This window comes from Streptomyces sp. SM1 (assembly GCF_002910825.1).
GTDB classification, from domain to species: Bacteria; Actinomycetota; Actinomycetes; order Streptomycetales; family Streptomycetaceae; genus Streptomyces; species Streptomyces okerensis.
Window position 1 is genome coordinate 13315 of sequence record NZ_NEUB01000332.1, and the last position, 17436, is coordinate 30750.

The 17436-nt window shown below is 69.7% G+C and carries 19 protein-coding genes; 15 read left to right on the plus strand and 4 right to left on the minus strand.

Annotated elements, in window-relative coordinates; genetic code table 11:
- Positions 1-15 precede the first annotated feature (15 nt).
- From B9S61_RS08145 to dacB, 11 genes are all read left to right on the plus strand, one after another.
- The gene (locus B9S61_RS08145) at positions 16-453 is read left to right on the plus strand and encodes a hypothetical protein (protein ID WP_103541637.1); all 438 of its coding nucleotides are present in this window, start codon (positions 16-18) and stop codon (positions 451-453) included.
- A 273-nt stretch (positions 454-726) separates the two neighbouring features.
- Entirely contained in the window at positions 727-1497 is a 771-nt protein-coding gene (gene atpB, locus B9S61_RS08150; protein ID WP_103541638.1) for a F0F1 ATP synthase subunit A, read from the plus strand.
- Positions 1498-1572: 75 nt separating this feature from the next.
- Positions 1573-1809 carry an ATP synthase F0 subunit C gene (atpE, locus tag B9S61_RS08155; RefSeq protein WP_103541639.1) on the plus strand — a complete coding sequence of 79 codons (237 nt, stop codon included), beginning with the start codon at positions 1573-1575 and terminating at the stop codon, positions 1807-1809.
- Positions 1810-1850: 41 nt separating this feature from the next.
- On the plus strand, positions 1851-2399 hold the full coding sequence (locus B9S61_RS08160; RefSeq protein WP_103541640.1) for a F0F1 ATP synthase subunit B: 549 nt from the start codon (positions 1851-1853) through the stop codon (positions 2397-2399).
- A complete protein-coding gene (locus B9S61_RS08165; RefSeq protein ID WP_103541641.1) occupies positions 2396-3211 on the plus strand; it encodes a F0F1 ATP synthase subunit delta in 816 nt (271 codons plus the stop codon). The genes B9S61_RS08160 and B9S61_RS08165 overlap by 4 nt, the downstream gene beginning before the upstream one ends.
- Before the next feature lie 134 nt (positions 3212-3345).
- The gene (gene atpA, locus B9S61_RS08170) at positions 3346-4935 is read left to right on the plus strand and encodes a F0F1 ATP synthase subunit alpha (protein WP_103541642.1); all 1590 of its coding nucleotides are present in this window, start codon (positions 3346-3348) and stop codon (positions 4933-4935) included.
- A 21-nt stretch (positions 4936-4956) separates the two neighbouring features.
- On the plus strand, positions 4957-5874 hold the full coding sequence (locus tag B9S61_RS08175; protein WP_103541643.1) for a F0F1 ATP synthase subunit gamma: 918 nt from the start codon (positions 4957-4959) through the stop codon (positions 5872-5874).
- Positions 5874-7310 (plus strand): F0F1 ATP synthase subunit beta, encoded by a 1437-nt coding sequence (gene atpD, locus B9S61_RS08180; protein ID WP_103541644.1) that lies wholly within the window; start codon positions 5874-5876, stop codon positions 7308-7310. The genes B9S61_RS08175 and atpD overlap by 1 nt, the downstream gene beginning before the upstream one ends.
- A 132-nt stretch (positions 7311-7442) precedes the next feature.
- Positions 7443-7820: a F0F1 ATP synthase subunit epsilon gene (locus tag B9S61_RS08185; protein ID WP_103541645.1), complete on the plus strand. Its 378-nt coding sequence runs from the start codon at positions 7443-7445 to the stop codon at positions 7818-7820.
- A gap of 128 nt (positions 7821-7948) precedes the next feature.
- Positions 7949-8398 (plus strand): DUF2550 domain-containing protein, encoded by a 450-nt coding sequence (locus B9S61_RS08190; RefSeq protein WP_103541646.1) that lies wholly within the window; start codon positions 7949-7951, stop codon positions 8396-8398.
- A 289-nt stretch (positions 8399-8687) separates the two neighbouring features.
- Positions 8688-10115, plus strand: a complete 1428-nt coding sequence (gene dacB / locus B9S61_RS08195; RefSeq protein ID WP_258039594.1) for a D-alanyl-D-alanine carboxypeptidase/D-alanyl-D-alanine-endopeptidase — start codon at positions 8688-8690, stop codon at positions 10113-10115.
- 95 nt (positions 10116-10210) lie between these two features.
- On the opposite strand, the gene B9S61_RS08200 is transcribed toward dacB, so the two are convergent.
- The 3 genes from B9S61_RS08200 to B9S61_RS08210 all read right to left on the minus strand — a co-directional run bounded on the left by B9S61_RS08200 (position 10211) and on the right by B9S61_RS08210 (position 14003).
- Positions 10211-12034, minus strand: a complete 1824-nt coding sequence (locus B9S61_RS08200; protein ID WP_103541648.1) for a glycoside hydrolase family 18 chitinase — start codon at positions 12032-12034, stop codon at positions 10211-10213.
- Positions 12035-12171: 137 nt separating this feature from the next.
- Positions 12172-12813 carry a response regulator transcription factor gene (locus B9S61_RS08205; RefSeq protein ID WP_103541649.1) on the minus strand — a complete coding sequence of 214 codons (642 nt, stop codon included), beginning with the start codon at positions 12811-12813 and terminating at the stop codon, positions 12172-12174.
- Positions 12813-14003: a sensor histidine kinase gene (locus B9S61_RS08210; protein WP_103541650.1), complete on the minus strand. Its 1191-nt coding sequence runs from the start codon at positions 14001-14003 to the stop codon at positions 12813-12815. Before B9S61_RS08210 ends, B9S61_RS08205 begins: the two co-directional genes overlap by 1 nt.
- A gap of 152 nt (positions 14004-14155) precedes the next feature.
- On the opposite strand from B9S61_RS08210, the gene B9S61_RS08215 reads away from it, so the two are divergent.
- Positions 14156-14737, plus strand: a complete 582-nt coding sequence (locus tag B9S61_RS08215) for a hypothetical protein (protein WP_103541651.1) — start codon at positions 14156-14158, stop codon at positions 14735-14737.
- Between the two features lie 49 nt (positions 14738-14786).
- On the opposite strand, the gene B9S61_RS08220 is transcribed toward B9S61_RS08215, so the two are convergent.
- Positions 14787-15359, minus strand: coding sequence for a cob(I)yrinic acid a,c-diamide adenosyltransferase (locus B9S61_RS08220; RefSeq protein WP_103541652.1), 573 nt, complete (start codon positions 15357-15359; stop codon positions 14787-14789).
- Positions 15360-15582: 223 nt separating this feature from the next.
- Between B9S61_RS08220 and B9S61_RS08225 the strand changes: the two genes are divergently transcribed.
- The 3 genes from B9S61_RS08225 to B9S61_RS08235 all read left to right on the plus strand — a co-directional run.
- Positions 15583-16431, plus strand: a complete 849-nt coding sequence (locus B9S61_RS08225) for a 3-hydroxyacyl-CoA dehydrogenase family protein (RefSeq protein WP_103541653.1) — start codon at positions 15583-15585, stop codon at positions 16429-16431.
- 157 nt (positions 16432-16588) lie between these two features.
- Positions 16589-16912, plus strand: a complete 324-nt coding sequence (locus tag B9S61_RS08230; protein WP_103541654.1) for an STAS domain-containing protein — start codon at positions 16589-16591, stop codon at positions 16910-16912.
- A 260-nt stretch (positions 16913-17172) separates the two neighbouring features.
- A partial coding sequence (locus tag B9S61_RS08235; protein WP_146064753.1) for a hypothetical protein occupies positions 17173-17436 on the plus strand: 264 nt, incomplete at its 3' end.

Consider the following 17436-nt stretch of genomic DNA (forward strand, 5'->3'; position numbering starts at 1 on the left):
TGCGGAGTTGCCGCCATGCCGTCCCATGACGCCCGGAACCTTCTGCAGTGTGCTGTACCCACAGCCGCTGCCGGTGCGGTCGCCGTCGCCGTCAGCGCCGCGGTGGCCGGCGGCAAGGGCGCCCTCGGCGCGACTGTCGGAACCGTGCTGGCCATCCTGTTCATGGGAATCGGCCTGTACGTCCTGCAGTGGACGGCGAAGTCGCTCCCGCAGTTGTTCCAGGCCATGGGTCTGATGCTCTACGTCGCACAGCTCCTGCTGCTCATGATCTTCGTCGCGATCTTCAAGGACACCTCACTCTTCAACCCGAAGACGTTCGCGATCTCGCTCGTCGTGGCGACCCTCGTGTGGATGGCCGCGCAGGCCCGTGCGCACATGAAGGCCAAGCTTTTCTACGTCGATCCCGAGCCCGCGAAGAGTGACAAGTCCGAGAAGACGGGGCCGTCGTCGTGACGGGTAGGGGCGCGATAAAGGCCGGTGAGAACTCCTGCTATCGTCCGGTGCCAACTGCGGCATCGCGGGCGCGGGCATCCGAGTTGACGCCTGAGCGATCGCGAGGCTCGATGCCCCACAGCCGCCCCCACATCCGTAACACCTGTCCGGTGCCGACCCGCGGCCCTGCGCCGCGCCGACACAACGAGGTTGCCGTACCTATGCGTCACGCCGAAGGAGCCCGTGGTGAGTGCTGACCAGACCCAGCTCGCCTTTGACTGGAGCTGTCGGATCATGTCCGACAACGGGTGTGGTTTTCCGGCTCCGGGCCTGCACTCGTTCCTCTTCCAGCCGATCGCGACTGTCGGCGGGTTCGAGTTCAACAAGGTGATGCTGCTCGCGCTCATCACCACCGTCCTCGTCATTGGCTTCTTCTACGCGGCCTTCGGCAAGGCGAAAGTGGTGCCGGGCAAGCTGCAGATGGTCGGTGAGGCCGGCTACGACTTCGTCCGCCGCGGCATCGTCTACGAGACCCTGGGCAAGAGGGAGGGCGAGAAGTACGTCCCTCTCATGGTCTCGCTGTTCTTCTTCATCTGGATCATGAACATCTGGTCCGTGATCCCGCTGGCCCAGTTCCCGGTGTCGTCGATCATCGCCTTCCCGATGGTGCTGGCCGTGGTCGTCTACGTGACGTGGCTCGCCATCACGTTCAAGAAGCACGGCTTCGTGGGCGGGTTCAAGAACCTCACCGGCTACGACAAGTCGCTCGGTGCGGTGCTGCCGCTCGTCGTGGTCATCGAGTTCTTCTCGAACGTCCTCGTCCGGCCCTTCACCCACGCCGTCCGGCTCTTCGCCAACATGTTCGCCGGCCACCTGCTGCTCGTGATGTTCACCGTCGCCAGCTGGTACCTGCTGAACAGCTGGATGATCCCGGCCGCCGGTGTCTCGTTCGTCATGACCGTCGTCATGATCCTCTTCGAGCTCTTCGTCCAGGCCGTCCAGGCGTACGTCTTCGTCCTGCTGGCCTGCTCCTATGTTCAGGGCGCTCTCGCCGAGCACCACTGAGCCACCACCACTCCGCACCCCAATCGTCCGGTGGCCAACCCCCACCGGTCCATGTAAAGAGAAGGAAGATCCAGCATGGCTGCCACTGAGACCCTCGCCGCTGTCTCCGGCTCGATCGGTTCCATCGGTTACGGCCTCGCCGCCATCGGCCCTGGCATCGGTATCGGCATCATCTTCGGCCAGGGCACCCAGGCCCTCGCCCGCCAGCCCGAGGCGGCCGGCCTCATCCGCGCCAACCAGATCCTCGGCTTCGCCTTCTGTGAGGCGCTCGCCCTCATCGGCATCGTTATGCCGTTCGTGTTCGGCCAGTAAGAACCCTTACTCACCGACACGTTTCGACGAAAGGCACTGATGTGATCGCCAACCTGGTGCAGCTGGCGGCCGAGGAGGAGCAGAACCCGCTTCTTCCTCCGGGCCCCGAGCTGCTCGTCGGCACCATCGCCTTCGCCATCGTGTTCTTCTTCTTCTGGAAGAAGCTGCTCCCGAACATCAACAAGGTTCTGGAGGAGCGCCGCGCGGCGATCGAAGGCGGTATCGAAGAGGCCGAGACCATGAAGGTCGAGGCCCAGAGCGTCCTTGAGCAGTACAAGGCTCAGCTCGCCGAGGCCCGGCACGAGGCCGCGCGTCTGCGCCAGGAGGCGCAGGAGCAGGGTGCCGCGCTCATCGCCGAGATGCGGGCCGAGGGACAGCGGCAGCGCGAGGAGATCGTCGCCGCCGGTCACACGCAGCTCGAGGCCGACCGCAAGGTCGCCGCGTCCGCGCTGCGCCAGGACGTCGGCAAGCTCGCCACCGACCTGGCCGGCAAGCTCGTCGGCGAGTCCCTCGAGGACCACGCCCGGCAGAGCCGTGTGATCGACCGGTTCCTCGACGAGCTCGACCAGAAGGCCGAGGCCGCACGATGAACGGAGCGAGCCGCGAGGCCCTGGCAGCCGCCCGCGAGCGTCTCGACGCGCTGACGGACTCCACGTCCGCGGACGCCGGCTCGCTCGCCGGTGAGCTGGCCGCAGTCACCGCGCTGCTCGACCGAGAGGTGTCGCTGCGTCGGGTCCTCACCGACCCGGCGCAGCCCGGCGAGGCCAAGGCCGAACTGGCCCGGCGCCTGCTCGGCTCGCAGGTCAGCGGCCCGGCCGCCGACCTGGTGGCCGGCATGGTGCGCACCCGCTGGTCGCAGTCCCGCGACCTGGTGGACGCCATGGAGGAGCTGGCGGACGTCGCCGACCTCACCGCCGCCCAGAAGGCCGGTGCGCTCGACGACGTCGAGGACGAGCTGTTCCGGTTCGGCCGGATCGTCTCCTCCAGCACCGAGCTGCGCGCCGCGCTGACCAACCGGAGCGCCCCGGTCTCCTCCAAGAGCGAGCTGCTGCGCAGCCTGCTCGGGGGCAGGGCGAACGCGGCCACCGAGCGTCTGGTGACGCGTCTGGTGACCGCGCCCCGGGGACGTAGCCTGGAGTCGGGACTGGAGTCCCTGTCCAAGCTCGCCGCCGAGCGCCGGGACCGCATGGTGGCCGTCGTCACCTCCGCGGTACCGCTGAGCGACCGGCAGAAGCAGCGCCTGGGCGATGTCCTCGCGAAGCTCTACGGCCGCCGGATGCACCTCAACCTCGACGTCGACCCCGCGGTCGTCGGCGGGATCCGGGTGCAGGTCGGTGACGAAGTCATCAACGGCTCCCTGGCGGACCGGCTCGAGGACGCGAGCCGCCGACTGGCGAGCTGAGCACCACACACTTCATCAGCAGTACGCAATTACGGCCCTGGTTGGGCCGTGCAGAGGATTCACCTCTTCCAGGGGGGAGTCCCCATCCCCCCAAAGTGAAACTTCGGGCCCAACAAGGAGAGCAGGGAACTCAGATGGCGGAGCTCACGATCCGGCCGGAGGAGATCCGGGACGCGCTGGAGAACTTTGTCCAGTCGTACAAGCCGGACGCGGCCTCGCGCGAGGAAGTCGGTACGGTCACCGTTGCCGGCGACGGCATCGCGAAGGTCGAGGGTCTTCCCTCGGCCATGGCCAACGAGCTGCTGAAGTTCGAGGACGGCACCCTCGGCCTCGCCCTCAACCTCGAGGAGCGCGAGATCGGTGCCGTCGTCCTCGGTGAGTTCAGCGGTATCGAGGAGGGCCAGCCGGTCACCCGCACCGGCGAGGTCCTGTCCGTCGCGGTCGGCGAGGGCTACCTCGGCCGTGTGGTCGACCCGCTCGGCAACCCGATCGACGGCCTCGGCGAGATCGAGACCGAGGGCCGCCGTGCCCTCGAACTGCAGGCCCCCACGGTCATGCAGCGCAAGTCGGTGCACGAGCCGATGGAGACGGGCTACAAGGCCGTCGACGCCATGACCCCGATCGGCCGTGGTCAGCGTCAGCTGATCATCGGCGACCGCCAGACCGGCAAGACCGCCCTGGCCGTCGACACGATCATCAACCAGCGTGACAACTGGCGCTCCGGCGACCCGAAGAAGCAGGTCCGCTGCATCTACGTCGCCATCGGCCAGAAGGGCTCCACCATCGCGTCCGTACGCGGTGCGCTGGAGGAGAACGGCGCGCTGGAGTACACGACCATCGTGGCCGCCCCGGCGTCCGACCCGGCCGGCTTCAAGTACCTGGCGCCGTACACCGGCTCGGCCATCGGCCAGCAGTGGATGTACGAGGGCAAGCACGTCCTGATCATCTTCGACGACCTGTCGAAGCAGGCCGACGCCTACCGCGCCGTGTCGCTGCTGCTGCGCCGCCCGCCGGGGCGCGAGGCCTACCCGGGCGACGTCTTCTACCTGCACTCCCGCCTGCTGGAGCGCTGCGCCAAGCTCTCCGACGCGGAGGGCGCCGGCTCGATGACGGGTCTGCCGATCGTCGAGACCAAGGCCAACGACGTGTCGGCGTTCATCCCGACCAACGTCATCTCCATCACCGACGGCCAGTGCTTCCTGGAGTCGGACCTGTTCAACGCCGGTCAGCGCCCCGCGCTGAACGTCGGTATCTCCGTCTCCCGAGTCGGCGGTTCCGCCCAGCACAAGGCGATGCGCCAGGTCTCCGGCCGTCTGCGCGTGGGCCTCGCCCAGTTCCGTGAGCTGGAGGCGTTCGCCGCCTTCGGTTCCGACCTGGACGCCGCGTCGAAGGCGCAGCTGGAGCGCGGTCAGCGCATGGTCGAGCTGCTGAAGCAGAACCAGTACGAGCCGATGGCCACCGAGGACCAGGTCGTCTCCGTCTGGGCCGGCACCACCGGCCGGATGGACGATGTGCCGGTCGCCGACATCCGCCGCTTCGAGAAGGAGCTCCTTGAGTACCTGCACCGCAAGGAGCAGGGCCTCATGACCTCCATCCGTGAGGGCGCCAAGATGTCCGACGACACGATCCAGGCGGTCGCCGACGCCGTGGCGGAGTTCAAGAAGCAGTTCGAGACCAGCGACGGCAAGCTGCTCGGCGAGGACGCCCCGTCCGCCGCCAAGTGACGTAAGGAAGGGACCTGACTCATGGGAGCCCAGCTCCGGGTCTACAAGCGTCGCATCCGATCCGTCACCGCGACCAAGAAGATCACCAAGGCGATGGAGATGATCGCCGCCTCGCGCGTCGTCAAGGCGCAGCGCAAGGTGGCGGCCTCCGCGCCGTACGCGCAGGAGCTCACCCGCGCGGTCACGGCGGTCGGAACCGGGTCGAACACCAAGCACCCGCTGACCACGGAGGCGGACAGCCCGACCCGTGCCGCGGTCCTGCTCCTCACGAGCGACCGCGGTCTGGCCGGCGCCTTCAACTCCAACGCCATCAAGGCGGCGGAGCAGCTGACCGAGCGCCTGGAGCGCGAGGGCAAGCAGGTCGACACGTACATCGTCGGCCGGCGCGGTGTCGCCCACTACAACTTCCGCGAGCGCACGATCGCGGAGACGTTCACGGGCTTCACCGACGAGCCCTCGTACGCGGACGCCAAGAAGGTCGCGGCCCCGCTGATCGAGGCCATCGAGAACGAGACGGCCGACGGCGGCGTGGACGAGTTCCACATCGTCTACACCGAGTTCGTCTCGATGATGACGCAGACGGTGGTCGACTCCCGGCTGCTTCCGCTGCGCCTCGAAGAGGCCGCCCAGGAGACGTCCGCCAAGGGCGAGATCCTGCCGCTGTACGACTTCGAGCCGTCGGCGGAGGACGTCCTCGACGCCCTGTTGCCGCGGTACGTCGAGAGCCGGATCTACAACGCGATGCTCCAGTCGGCCGCTTCGAAGCACGCCGCCACGCGGCGCGCGATGAAGTCGGCCACCGACAACGCGGGCGAGCTGATCCACACGCTCTCCCGTCGTGCCAATGCGGCCCGCCAGGCCGAAATCACCCAGGAAATCAGCGAGATCGTCGGTGGCACCAGTGCCCTGGCCGACGCGAACGCGGGGAGTGACAACTAATGACCACCACTGTTGAGACCGCGACGGCCACGGGCCGCGTCGCCCGGGTCATCGGCCCGGTCGTCGACGTGGAGTTCCCCGTCGACGCGATGCCGGAGATCTACAACGCCCTCCACGTCGAGGTCGCCGACCCGGCCAAGGAGGGTGAGCTCAAGACGCTGACCCTGGAGGTCGCCCAGCACCTGGGTGACGGCCTGGTCCGCACCATCTCCATGCAGCCCACCGACGGTCTGGTCCGCCAGGCCGCGGTGACCGACACGGGCTCCGCCATCTCCGTGCCGGTCGGCGACTTCACCACGGGCAAGGTGTTCAACACCCTCGGTGAGGTGCTGAACAGCGACGAGCAGTACACGGGTGAGCGCTGGCCGATCCACCGCAAGGCGCCCAACTTCGACGAGCTCGAGTCGAAGACCGAGATGTTCGAGACCGGCGTCAAGGTCATCGACCTTCTCACCCCGTACGTCAAGGGTGGAAAGATCGGTCTGTTCGGTGGTGCCGGCGTCGGCAAGACGGTGCTCATCCAGGAGATGATCTACCGCGTCGCCAACAACCACGACGGTGTGTCGGTGTTCGCCGGTGTCGGTGAGCGCACCCGTGAGGGCAACGACCTCATCGACGAGATGAGCGAGTCGGGCGTCATCGACAAGACCGCGCTCGTCTTCGGTCAGATGGACGAGCCCCCGGGCACCCGTCTGCGCGTCGCGCTGGCCGGCCTCACCATGGCCGAGTACTTCCGTGACGTCCAGAAGCAGGACGTGCTGTTCTTCATCGACAACATCTTCCGCTTCACGCAGGCCGGTTCCGAGGTGTCGACGCTGCTCGGCCGTATGCCCTCCGCGGTGGGCTACCAGCCGAACCTGGCCGACGAGATGGGTCTCCTCCAGGAGCGCATCACCTCGACCCGTGGTCACTCGATCACCTCGATGCAGGCGATCTACGTCCCCGCGGACGACCTGACCGACCCGGCCCCGGCCACCACCTTCGCCCACCTCGACGCGATGACGGTGCTCTCCCGTCCGATCTCCGAGAAGGGCATCTACCCGGCCGTGGACCCGCTGGACTCGACGTCCCGCATCCTCGACCCGCGGTACATCGCGGCGGACCACTACAACGCCGCGCTGCGCGTGAAGAACATCCTGCAGAAGTACAAGGACCTGCAGGACATCATCGCGATCCTCGGTATCGACGAGCTCGGCGAGGAGGACAAGCTCGTCGTCCACCGTGCCCGTCGCGTGGAGCGCTTCCTGTCCCAGAACACCCACGTCGCCAAGCAGTTCACCGGCGTGGACGGTTCGGACGTGCCGCTGGACGAGTCGATCGCCGCGTTCAACGCGATCTGCGACGGTGAGTACGACCACTTCCCGGAGCAGGCGTTCTTCATGTGCGGTGGCATCGAGGACCTGAAGAAGAACGCGAAGGAGCTGGGCGTCTCCTGACCCCCGGATTCCGATGTGAGTCCCACGGCTCACTCCTGAGGGGGCGGGCTGCGTCCCGCCCCCTCTTCCTTGCCTACTAGACTTGTAACCAACACCCGGCACAACCGCCGGGTGGTGACCCGAGGAGCCACCTTGGCTGCTGAGCTGCACGTCGCGCTGGTCGCGGCCGACCGAGAGGTCTGGTCCGGCGAGGCCACCCTGGTCGTCGCGCGCACCACGTCCGGCGACATCGGCGTCATGCCCGGTCACCAGCCGCTGCTCGGTGTGCTGGAATCGGGCCCGGTGACCATCCGTACGCGCGAAGGCGGGACGGTCGTCGCCGCGGTGCACGGCGGTTTCATCTCGTTCGCGGACGACAAGCTGTCGCTGCTGGCCGAGACCGCCGAGCTGTCGGACGAGATCGACGTCAAGAGCGCGGAAGAGGAACTCGCCCGCGCGAAGGCGGAGGACGACGCCGACGCCGAGCGCCGCGCGGATGTCCGCCTGCGGGCGGCGACGGCGGGGCGCTGATATCAGCCCGATGAGTTGACGTCACTCAGCCGCGGCCGGCACCGGAGCGATCCGGAGCCGGTCGCGGCTGAGGCAGATCTGGATGATTTTTCCGTTCCGTTACCTAGGAGACGAGGAGGTCGGTGTCGATGGTCCTCGCTCTGACTGTGTGCGGAATTGTCGTGGCGCTCATGGTGGCGGGGCTCTTCGTCTTCGGTCTGCGCCGCCGGCTCATCCAGCGTTCCGGCGGCACCTTCGACTGCAGCCTGCGCTGGGAGGCCCCGGAGACGGCCGGTGACTCCGGCGGCAAGGGCTGGGCTTACGGGGTGGCCCGCTACAACGGGGACCGGGTCGAGTGGTACCGCGTCTTCTCGTACGCGCCCCGTCCGCGCCGCGTCCTGGAGCGTTCCGCGATCGAGGTGGCCGGCCGGCGCCTCCCCGAGGGCGAGGAGGAGTTGGCGCTGTTGTCGGACGCGGTGATCCTCGCCTGTCTGCACCGGGGCACGCGTCTCGAGCTCGCGATGAGCGAGGACGCGCTGACCGGTTTCCTCGCCTGGCTCGAGGCGGCCCCGCCCGGACAGAGGGTGAACGTCGCGTAGCGGCGTTCGGGGCCCCTCCCCCGGCAGTGTGTCGGGGAGGGTGAACGTCGCGTGGCGCGGCGTCCAGGGCACCGCTTCGCAGCGGTACCGCCGGGGGAGGGCCGACGTGGCCCGATCACGCCGGCCGCTAGGCGGGTGTGTCCGGGTGAGGCATCCGGTGTGGCCGAAGCCACACCGTTTCCGCGCGCTCGGGCCGTCGTGGTGTTGAACCGATCCGGCCCTCCAGCGGTTGTGCCGGGGACAGCGACCGAACGTCTCGGTTCGGTCCGCCCCCGGTGAGGATCCCCCCATGCCGCCCAGTCTTCCGGGTCTCGCCACCAGCGGTGGCCGTCATCGCAAGCCCAAGGAGATGAGTCCGTCCGTCCGCCGGGCGATCGTGGTCGCGGCCACGGCGCCGGTCGCCGCGACGATGCTGAGCGCTCCGTCCGCCTTCGCCACCGACGCCGTCTCTCAGGACCGCGCGCACCGAAACGTGTCGCTTCCCTCCGAGGACGCCGGTGAGAGCGGTGACAAGCCGGCGTTCGTGAAGTCCGTCCGGCCCGGCGCGGACGCCACCGGCCCCGGCTCGGTGAACCGCGGCATCGCGGACGCCCTCGACGCCCGGATCGACGACCCGCGGCTGGGCACGGATCTCAGCGGTGTCGTCATCGACGCCGCCTCGGACGAGGTGATCTGGGACCACGACGCGGCCACCGCGCTGATGCCGGCCTCCAACACCAAACTCGCCACCGCCACCGCCGCGTTGACCGTCCTCGGCCCCGACCACCGGCTCACCACCGAGGTTGTTTACGCCGACGGCACGCTCACCCTCGTCGGCGGGGGAGACCGCACGCTGACCACCGAGGACCTGGGCGTGCTGGCCGACGCCGCGGCCGCCGGACTGGAGAACGCCGGTCTCACCTCGGTCGAGGTCCGCGTCGACGACAGCCTCTTCCCCGAGCCGGCCCTCGCCACCGGCTGGAACGCCGGCTACTACCCGAACGAGATCGCGCCGGTGCGCTCCCTGGTGGTGGACGGACGCGCCGTCCAGGACACCGCGCTGGACGCGGGCGAGGTCTTCGCCGGACTGCTCACCGACCGTGGCGTCACGGTCGGCGGTGACGTCACCCGCGGTGCGGCCGGGGAGGGCGCCGTCCTCGTCGCCGAGCACCGGTCCGAGGCGCTGTCCACGATCGTGAAGCACATGCTCAAGGTGAGCGACAACGACATCGCCGAGTCGCTGCTGCGGACGACCGCGCTCGGCGCCGGCCGCACGGCCACCTTCGAGGACGGCACGGCGGTCGTGCGGGACGTGCTGAGCGGGACGTACGGGGTGTCCCTGGCGAACTTCGAGATGTACGACGGCAGCGGGCTGTCCCGCGCCACCCGCATCCCGGCGCGGACCCTCGCGGACATCCTCGACCTGACCACCGACCCCCGCCACAGAGGTGTCCTCCGGCACGTCGCGGACGGTCTGCCCGTCGCCGGCGAGGCGGGCGGCACGCTGGGGCCCGAGTGGGGCCGGTTCGACACCCCGGACTCGAGTTGCGCGGTGGGGGAGGTCAGGGGCAAGACCGGTACCCTCACCGGCGCGATCGCCCTGAGCGGGATCACGCCGGGGAAGGACGGGCGCTGGAAGGTCTTCTCCTTCGTGGAGAACGGCTCCACCGCCCCGGGCGACGACATCAAGGACGCCCTGGACGGTCTCGCCGCGTCGGTCAACGGCTGCAACACCTGACCCCCGCGGGTCACCGGACGCGGGACCGCCCCCGGACGACGGCGTCCGGGGGCGGTCCTGTGGCTGTGGCCCTGAGGCCGTGCCCTCTCCTTCGGCTAGTTCAGCCCGTTGTCCATGGCGCTGACGAGTTCACCGTTCGTGGTGTCCCCGCTGAACTCCCAGAAGAAGGCGCCGCCGAGGCCCTGGCTGTTGGCCCAGGCCATCTTGGAGCCGATGGTGGCCGGGGTGTCGTAGGACCACCAGTTGTTGCCGCAGTGGGCGTAGGCCGTGCCGGCGACGGTGCCGTTGGCGGGGCAGCTGTTCTTGAGGATCTTGTAGTCCTCGATGCCCGCCTCATAGGTGCCCGGGGCCGGTCCGGTGGCCGCGCCGCCGGGGGCGGCCTGGGTGACGCCGGTCCAGCCGCGGCCGTAGAAGCCGATGCCGAGCAGCAGCTTGCTCGCGGGGACGCCCTTCGCCTTCAGCTTGGCGATGGCGGCGGCCGAGTTGAAGCCGTCCTGCGGGATGCCGTCGTACGACGTCAGCGGCGAGTGGGGGGCCGTGGGGCCGTCCTTGTCGAAGGCGCCGAAGTAGTCGTACGTCATCACGTTGTACCAGTCGAGGTACTGGGCGGCGCCGCCGTAGTCGGCCGCGTCGATCTTGCCGCCGTTGGAGCCGTCCGCGGTGATGGCGGCGGTGACCAGGTAGTCGCTGCCGAACTCGGCGCGCAGGGCCTGGGAGAGGTTCCTGAAGGCCGCCGGGCCACTGGTGTCACAGGTCAGACCGCAGGCGTTCGGGTACTCCCAGTCGATGTCGATGCCGTCGAAGACATCGGCCCAGCGCGGGTCCTCCACCACGGCCTTGCAGGACTTGGCGAACGCGGTCGGGTTCTGCGCGGCCTGGCCGAAGCCGCCGGAGTAGGTCCAGCCGCCGAAGGAGTACAGCACCTTGATGTGCGGGTACTTCGCCTTCAGCTGGCGCAGCTGGTTGAAGTTGCCGCGCAGCGGCTGGTCCCAGGTGTCGGCCTGGCCGCTGACGGACTGGTCGGCGGTGTAGGCCTTGTCGGTGGCGGCGTAGGAGTCGTCGAGCTTGCACTGGCCGTTCACGACGTTGCCGAACGCGTAGTTGATGTGGGTGATCTTGGCGGCGGAGCCGGACGTCACCAGGTTCTTGACGTGGTAGTTGCGGCCGTAGACGCCCCATTCGGTGAAGTAGCCGAGGTTGATCTTGTCGCCGGGGGGCGGCGGTTCCTCGGTGTTGCCGGTGGTACGGACCTTCACCGCGCCGCTGGCCGGGCCGGTCTGGTCGGCGGTGTCCCGGGCCTGCACGGTGTAGGAGTAGTCGGTGCCCTTGGACAGGCCGGTGTCCGTGTGCGAGGTGCCGGTCACGGTGGCGACCCTGGCGCCGTCGCGCAGGACGTCGTAGTTCTTGACGCCCTTGTCGTCGGTGGCCGCCGCCCAGGACAGCTTCACCGAGGTGTCGGTGACGTTGGAGGCGGTCGGGGTGCCGGGGGCGGACGGGGCCTCGTCGCCGGGGACGGAGGTGCCGTCACAGCTGCCGCCGTTGAGCTTGCAGCCGGAGGGGGAGCCGGAGCCGGAGCCGTTGAAGCCGAAACTGACCGACGCCCCGGGGGCGAGGGTGCCGTTCCAGCCGACGTTCTTGCCGGTCCAGTGGTCACCGGAGTTGGTGACCGTGGCGTCCCAGGCGGAGGTGACCTTGGTGCCGGAGGGAAAGTCCCACTCGACGGTCCAGGAGCTGATGGTCGTGGTGCCGGTGTTCTTCACCGTCCATCCGCCCTCGAAGCCCGAGCCCCAGTCCTGGGTCCTGGCATACGTGGCGGTCGCCGAGGTGGCGGCCTCGGCGGGGCTCGCGAGGCCGACGAGGCCGGCGACGGGGAGCAGCAGGGTCGCGAACCCTGCGGCGGCTCTGTGTCTGAAGCGCATGCTGCGCCTCCTTATGGGGAGAAGCCGTTGTGGATGTGACTGAGCCATCACATCCGCGGTGCCGCGAGAATAGAAAGGTCTGGACCACGGGTCAATAGGTCTGGACCACTGTCCTCGCAGTTCGCCCCGGACGCCCGTTAGATCCCCAACTCCTGAGCGAGAACCGCCGCTTGCACCCGGCTGCGCAGCTCCAGCTTCCCCAGCAGCCGGCTGACGTGCGTCTTCACCGTCGCCTCGGCCATACCGAGCCGGGCCGCGATGCCCGCGTTGGACAGCCCCTCGCCGAGGCACGACAGCACCTCGCGCTCGCGCCGCGTGAGGGAGTCCAGCACCGCGGGATCGGCCGGCACCGGCCGCGCGGGCTTCGCGGCGAACTCGGCGATCAGCCGCCGGGTGACGGCCGGGGCGACGATGCCCTCGCCGCCCGCCACCGTGCGCACCGCCGTGATGAGGTCCTTGGCCTCCGTGTTCTTCAGCAGGAACCCGGCCGCACCGGCCCGGAGCGCCCCGAACACGTACTCGTCGAGGTCGAACGTGGTCAGCACGAGCACATCGGCGAGCCCTTCCCCCACCACCTGCCGCGTCGCCGACACCCCGTCGAGGCGCGGCATCTGTACGTCCATCAGCACCAGGTCGGGACGGAGTTCACGGGCGAGCTCCACCGCACGCTCGCCGTCGCCCGCCTCACCGACCACCTCGATGTCGGGCGCGCTGCGCAGGATCAGGACCAGCCCCGCGCGGACGGCGGACTGGTCCTCGGCGATCAGGACGCGGATCATCAGCTCTCTCCCGGCGTGATGTCGGTGACGGGGAGGGTGGCGCGCACCACCCAGGACGTGCCCTCCGGGCCGTTCTCCGGCCCCGCCTCGAACGTGCCGTCCAGCAGGGCGGTCCGCTCCCGCATGCCGACGAGGCCGGCCCCCGAGCCCGGCGCGCGCGGGGTGTCCCGGCCGCCGTAGGGACTGGCCACCCGGATGTGGAGGGCGTCGGCCGGCCGGCGCAGGCGCACGGTGACCGTGCCCGGCGCGGCGTGCTTGAGCGCGTTCGTCAGCGACTCCTGGACGATCCTGTAGGCGGCGAGCTCGACCGGTGCCGGGACCTCGCCGTAGGTGGCGTCGAGGGTGATGTCGAGGCCGTTGGCGCGGGCGCCCTCGACCAGGGTGCCGAGACTGTCCAGCGTGGGGGTGGCCGCCGGTTCCCGGTCGTCCTCGCCGTCACGCAGGATGCCGATGAGCCGTCGCATCTCGGACAGTCCCTGCACGCTGTTCTCCCGGATCACCCCGAGCGCCTCCCTGGAGGTCCCGGGGTCGTCCAGGGAGAGGGCGGCCGTGGAGTGGATGGCGATCGCCGAAAGGTGGTTGGCGACCATGTCGTGCAACTCGCGGGCCATCCGGGCGCGTTCCGCGATCACCGCCTGGGTGCGGTCCATCTCCGCGAGCAGCGCCGTCTGTTCGGCGCGCAGCCGGGCCGAGTCGGCCGCGTCGCGGTGGTTGCGCACGATGAGACCGGTCGACGCGGGGGCGAAGGTCACCGCACCGGTGACGAGACCGGTCAGCAGCGCCTGCGGGGTCCGCCAGACGGCGTAGGGCACCAGTGTCGCCGCGATGGTCAGCATGCCGGTGATCCACGGCAGACGGCGGGCCGTGGCGGGAGTGCCGTACAGGACGGCGGCGTACATCAGGTCGGTGTACATCACGATCGTGGCGATGCTGCCCTGGGTCGTGGCGTCCGCGGCCAGCGCCAGCGTGCCGACCGCCAGGGCGGTGCGCGGGGTGGTGCGGCGCAGCAGCTCGCAGCAGGCGATCACGACCAGCGGCAGCAGGATCGGACGGCGGCCGTCGTAGAGCACGGCCGGATCGTCGCCCTGCCGCACACCCAGCCCGAACCCCCACAGCAGCAGCCCGCCGCCGAGTCCGGCGAGCGCGACCCAGAGGTCGAAGCGGGGCGGGCGGGGTGGTCGCAGGGACATGGCCCCATCCAACACGGTGCGCGCACCCGGCGCCTGATTCCCGGGAACGGTCCTGGACTGCATCGTTCGATGTACCGGGAGTTCGTCGGCGGCGACGACGCACCGGGCCGCCGCGGACGGGAGCCTGGAAGGGTGACCGAGAGGAGCGAACCGTGATCGTCGCCTTGATCGCCGCCTGCGAGATCGGCTTCTGGGTGCTGCTGGCCGCCGGACTGGCCTTCCGCTACCTGCTGAGGATGCCGCGCACCGGCCTGGCGCTGCTGCTGTGCGAGCCGCTGCTGGAGGTCGTCCTGCTGGTCGTCACCGCGCTGGACCTGAAGAACGGCGCCGAGCCGAACTGGACGCACGGGCTGGCCGCTCTCTACATCGGCTACACCGTGGGCCACGGCCACCGCACCGTGAAGTGGCTCGACGGCCACGCCGCGCACCGCCTGGGCGGCGCGCCGAAGCCGCTCGGACCGCCGCGCCACGGCACGGCCCGCGCCCGGCACGAGACCATGGTCTGGCTGGGCACCCTGGCCGGCGCCGCCGTCGCGACCGCGCTGCTCCAGCTCGCCATCTGGTACGTCGGTGACCCGGGCCGCGTCACGTCCCTGGAGGACTGGCGCTCCACGGCGTGGCGGATCGCCGGCATCCACGGCCTGGTGGCCCTCGCCTACTGGATCTGGCCGAAGAAGGCCCCTGCCGGCGCCCCCGGGCCCGACGGCACGGACCGGGAGCGGGTGGGCCGGTGACCCGGGCCTCCCGGTCGCGCGCGGCGGCCCGGCGGGCTTCCGGCAGGGCTCACCGCTCCCCGCCCGGCACCCACAGCACGTCCCCGGTCTCCTTGTTGGCGATGCGGGCCAGGATGAACAGCAGGTCGGAGAGACGGTTCAGATAGGTGGCGGTGAGCGGGTTCATGGACTCGCCGTGCGCCTCGAGCGCCGTCCAGGTGGAACGCTCGGCCCGGCGTACGACCGTGCAGGCCTGGTGGAGCAGGGCGGCACCCGCGGTGCCGCCGGGCAGGATGAAGGAGCGCAGCTTCCCCACCCGCTCGTTGAACCGGTCGCAGTCCGCCTCCAGCCGGTCCACGTAGAACTGCTCGACCCGCAGCGGCGGGTACTTCGGGTTCTCCGCCACCGGCGTCGACAGATCCGCGCCCACGTCGAACAGGTCGTTCTGGACGCGGGTGAGGACCGCGACGACCTCCTCCTCCAGACCGCCCAGGGCGATCGCGGTACCGATCACCGCGTTCGCCTCGTTGGCGTCGGCGTAGGCGGAGATCCGCAGATCGGTCTTGGGCACCCGGCTCATGTCACCGAGGTTGGTGGTGCCCTTGTCGCCGGTCCGGGTGTAGATACGCGTCAGATTGACCATGGAGCCAGCCTAGTGAGGTCGCGGGGGTCCACCGTGCGCGTGTGGCCAGGGACACGGTGGGCGGCCAGGGCTCAACCAGGCGGTACGAAGCGCGTGCTGACGCCGTCGGTGTGATGTCCGTCATGTGAGACGTGACGCGCGTTACTTACCGGTCACACAGCGCCCCGCGAACGCTAATGTCCGCTCCTGGAGAACAAGACAGCGCGTATCAGGGAGTCGCACAGTGGCACGCAAGCTCGCCGTCATCGGAGCCGGTCTCATGGGGTCGGGCATCGCCCAGGTGTCCGCTCAGGCGGGCTGGGACGTCGTCCTGCGCGACGTCACCGACGAGGCGCTCGCTCGGGGCACCGACGGGATCAAGGCGTCGTACGACCGGTTCGTCGGCAAGGGGAAGCTGGAGGCGCGGGACGCCGAGGCGGCCCTCGCCCGGATCACCACGACCACCGACCTGGACGCCTGTGCGGACGCGGACGTCGTGGTCGAGGCCGTGTTCGAGAAGCTCGAGGTCAAGCATGAGATCTTCCGGGCGCTCGACAAGATCGTCCGCGAGGACACCGTACTGGCCTCCAACACCTCCGCCATCCCGATCACCAAGATCGCGGCCGCGACGGAGCACCCGGAGCGCGTCGTCGGCGCGCACTTCTTCTCGCCGGTGCCGATGATGCGGCTGTGCGAGCTGGTCCGCGGTTACAAGACCAGCGACGAAACCCTCGCCAGGACACGGGAGTTCGCCGAGTCGGTGGGCAAGACCTGCATCGTCGTCAACCGGGACGTCGCGGGCTTCGTCACCACCCGCCTCATCGCCGCCCTCGTCGTCGAGGCCGCCAAGCTGTACGAGTCGGGCGTGGCGAGCGCCGAGGACATCGACCTGGCCTGCAAGCTGGGCTTCGGCCACGCCATGGGGCCGCTGGCCACCGCCGACCTGACCGGTGTCGACATCCTGCTGCACGCCACCGACAACATCTACACCGAGTCCCAGGACGAGAAGTTCGCCGCCCCCGAGCTGATGCGCCGGATGGTTGATGCCGGTGACATCGGGCGCAAGAGCGGGCAGGGCTTCTACGAGCACTGACACCGCGCACCCGCCCCGGCACGCATCACACGCCGGGGTGAATTCGGTATCGGTTCGCTTACAGGCGGCAACCTCCGCGGCCGCCGGGCCGTCAGAGGTTGCATCACCGGCCTTTGAAGACAACGCGGAGCAGCAAGACGGAGCACGGGGAGCGCATATGTACATCAGGGGCGACCACGCCGAGCTGGTCGTCGGGGGCCGCCTCGACGTCCGCAGCGCGGCGGACGCCCGTACGGTCCTCCACTCGGCCGTCGACGACGGAGCCGGCGACCTGGTGCTGGACCTGTCCGATCTGGACTCCTGGGACGCCACCGGACTCGGCGTGATCATGGGAGCCCACCGACGGGCCGGCCGGTGCGGCCGGCGCCTGGTGCTGCGTGACGTTCCGCCGCAGATGCAGCGCCTGTTGGTGGCCACCCGGCTGCACCGGATCCTGGCGATCGAAGGGGGCATCGGGTTGGACACGCTGCCCCGCGTGTGAGGCCGTACGCGGACGCGACGGACGGCCCGCGGACCGGCGCCGGCGTGCGGCGAACCGAGCGGCCCCCGCACAATCCTCACGAGACCGTGACGTCTCGGACCGCCCGGTACCCCGGACTGTCGTAGATACTGAGCGAAGGTTTAGGGTTCGGCTGCCCGCTGCCTTGCAACCCTCGAGCGGGTCCGGACCAGAAGCGACAGCGCGGTGTGGCGAGGCCGGGGAGGGCTTCAGCCACGACGCTTTTTGGGGGGCTAGGACCGATGGACCCGAACAACCCGGGACCCGAGGAGTACGGCCACGACGATGGGGACACCTCCCGGTCGGGGGAGTCCTCCCGCTCGCACGCGGCCGGGACCGGCGGGAGCGACGCCCCGCGTCAGCGCCCTCCCCGGGAACACCTCACGTCCGACTTCGGACAGCACGCGCCCGCGCTCGCCCGTACGGTGCAACTGGTCTCCGGCGACTTCCTGCTGACCGTCAACCCCGTCGACGGCGGCGAGATCGAGCCGTGCCCGCCCGCCGAG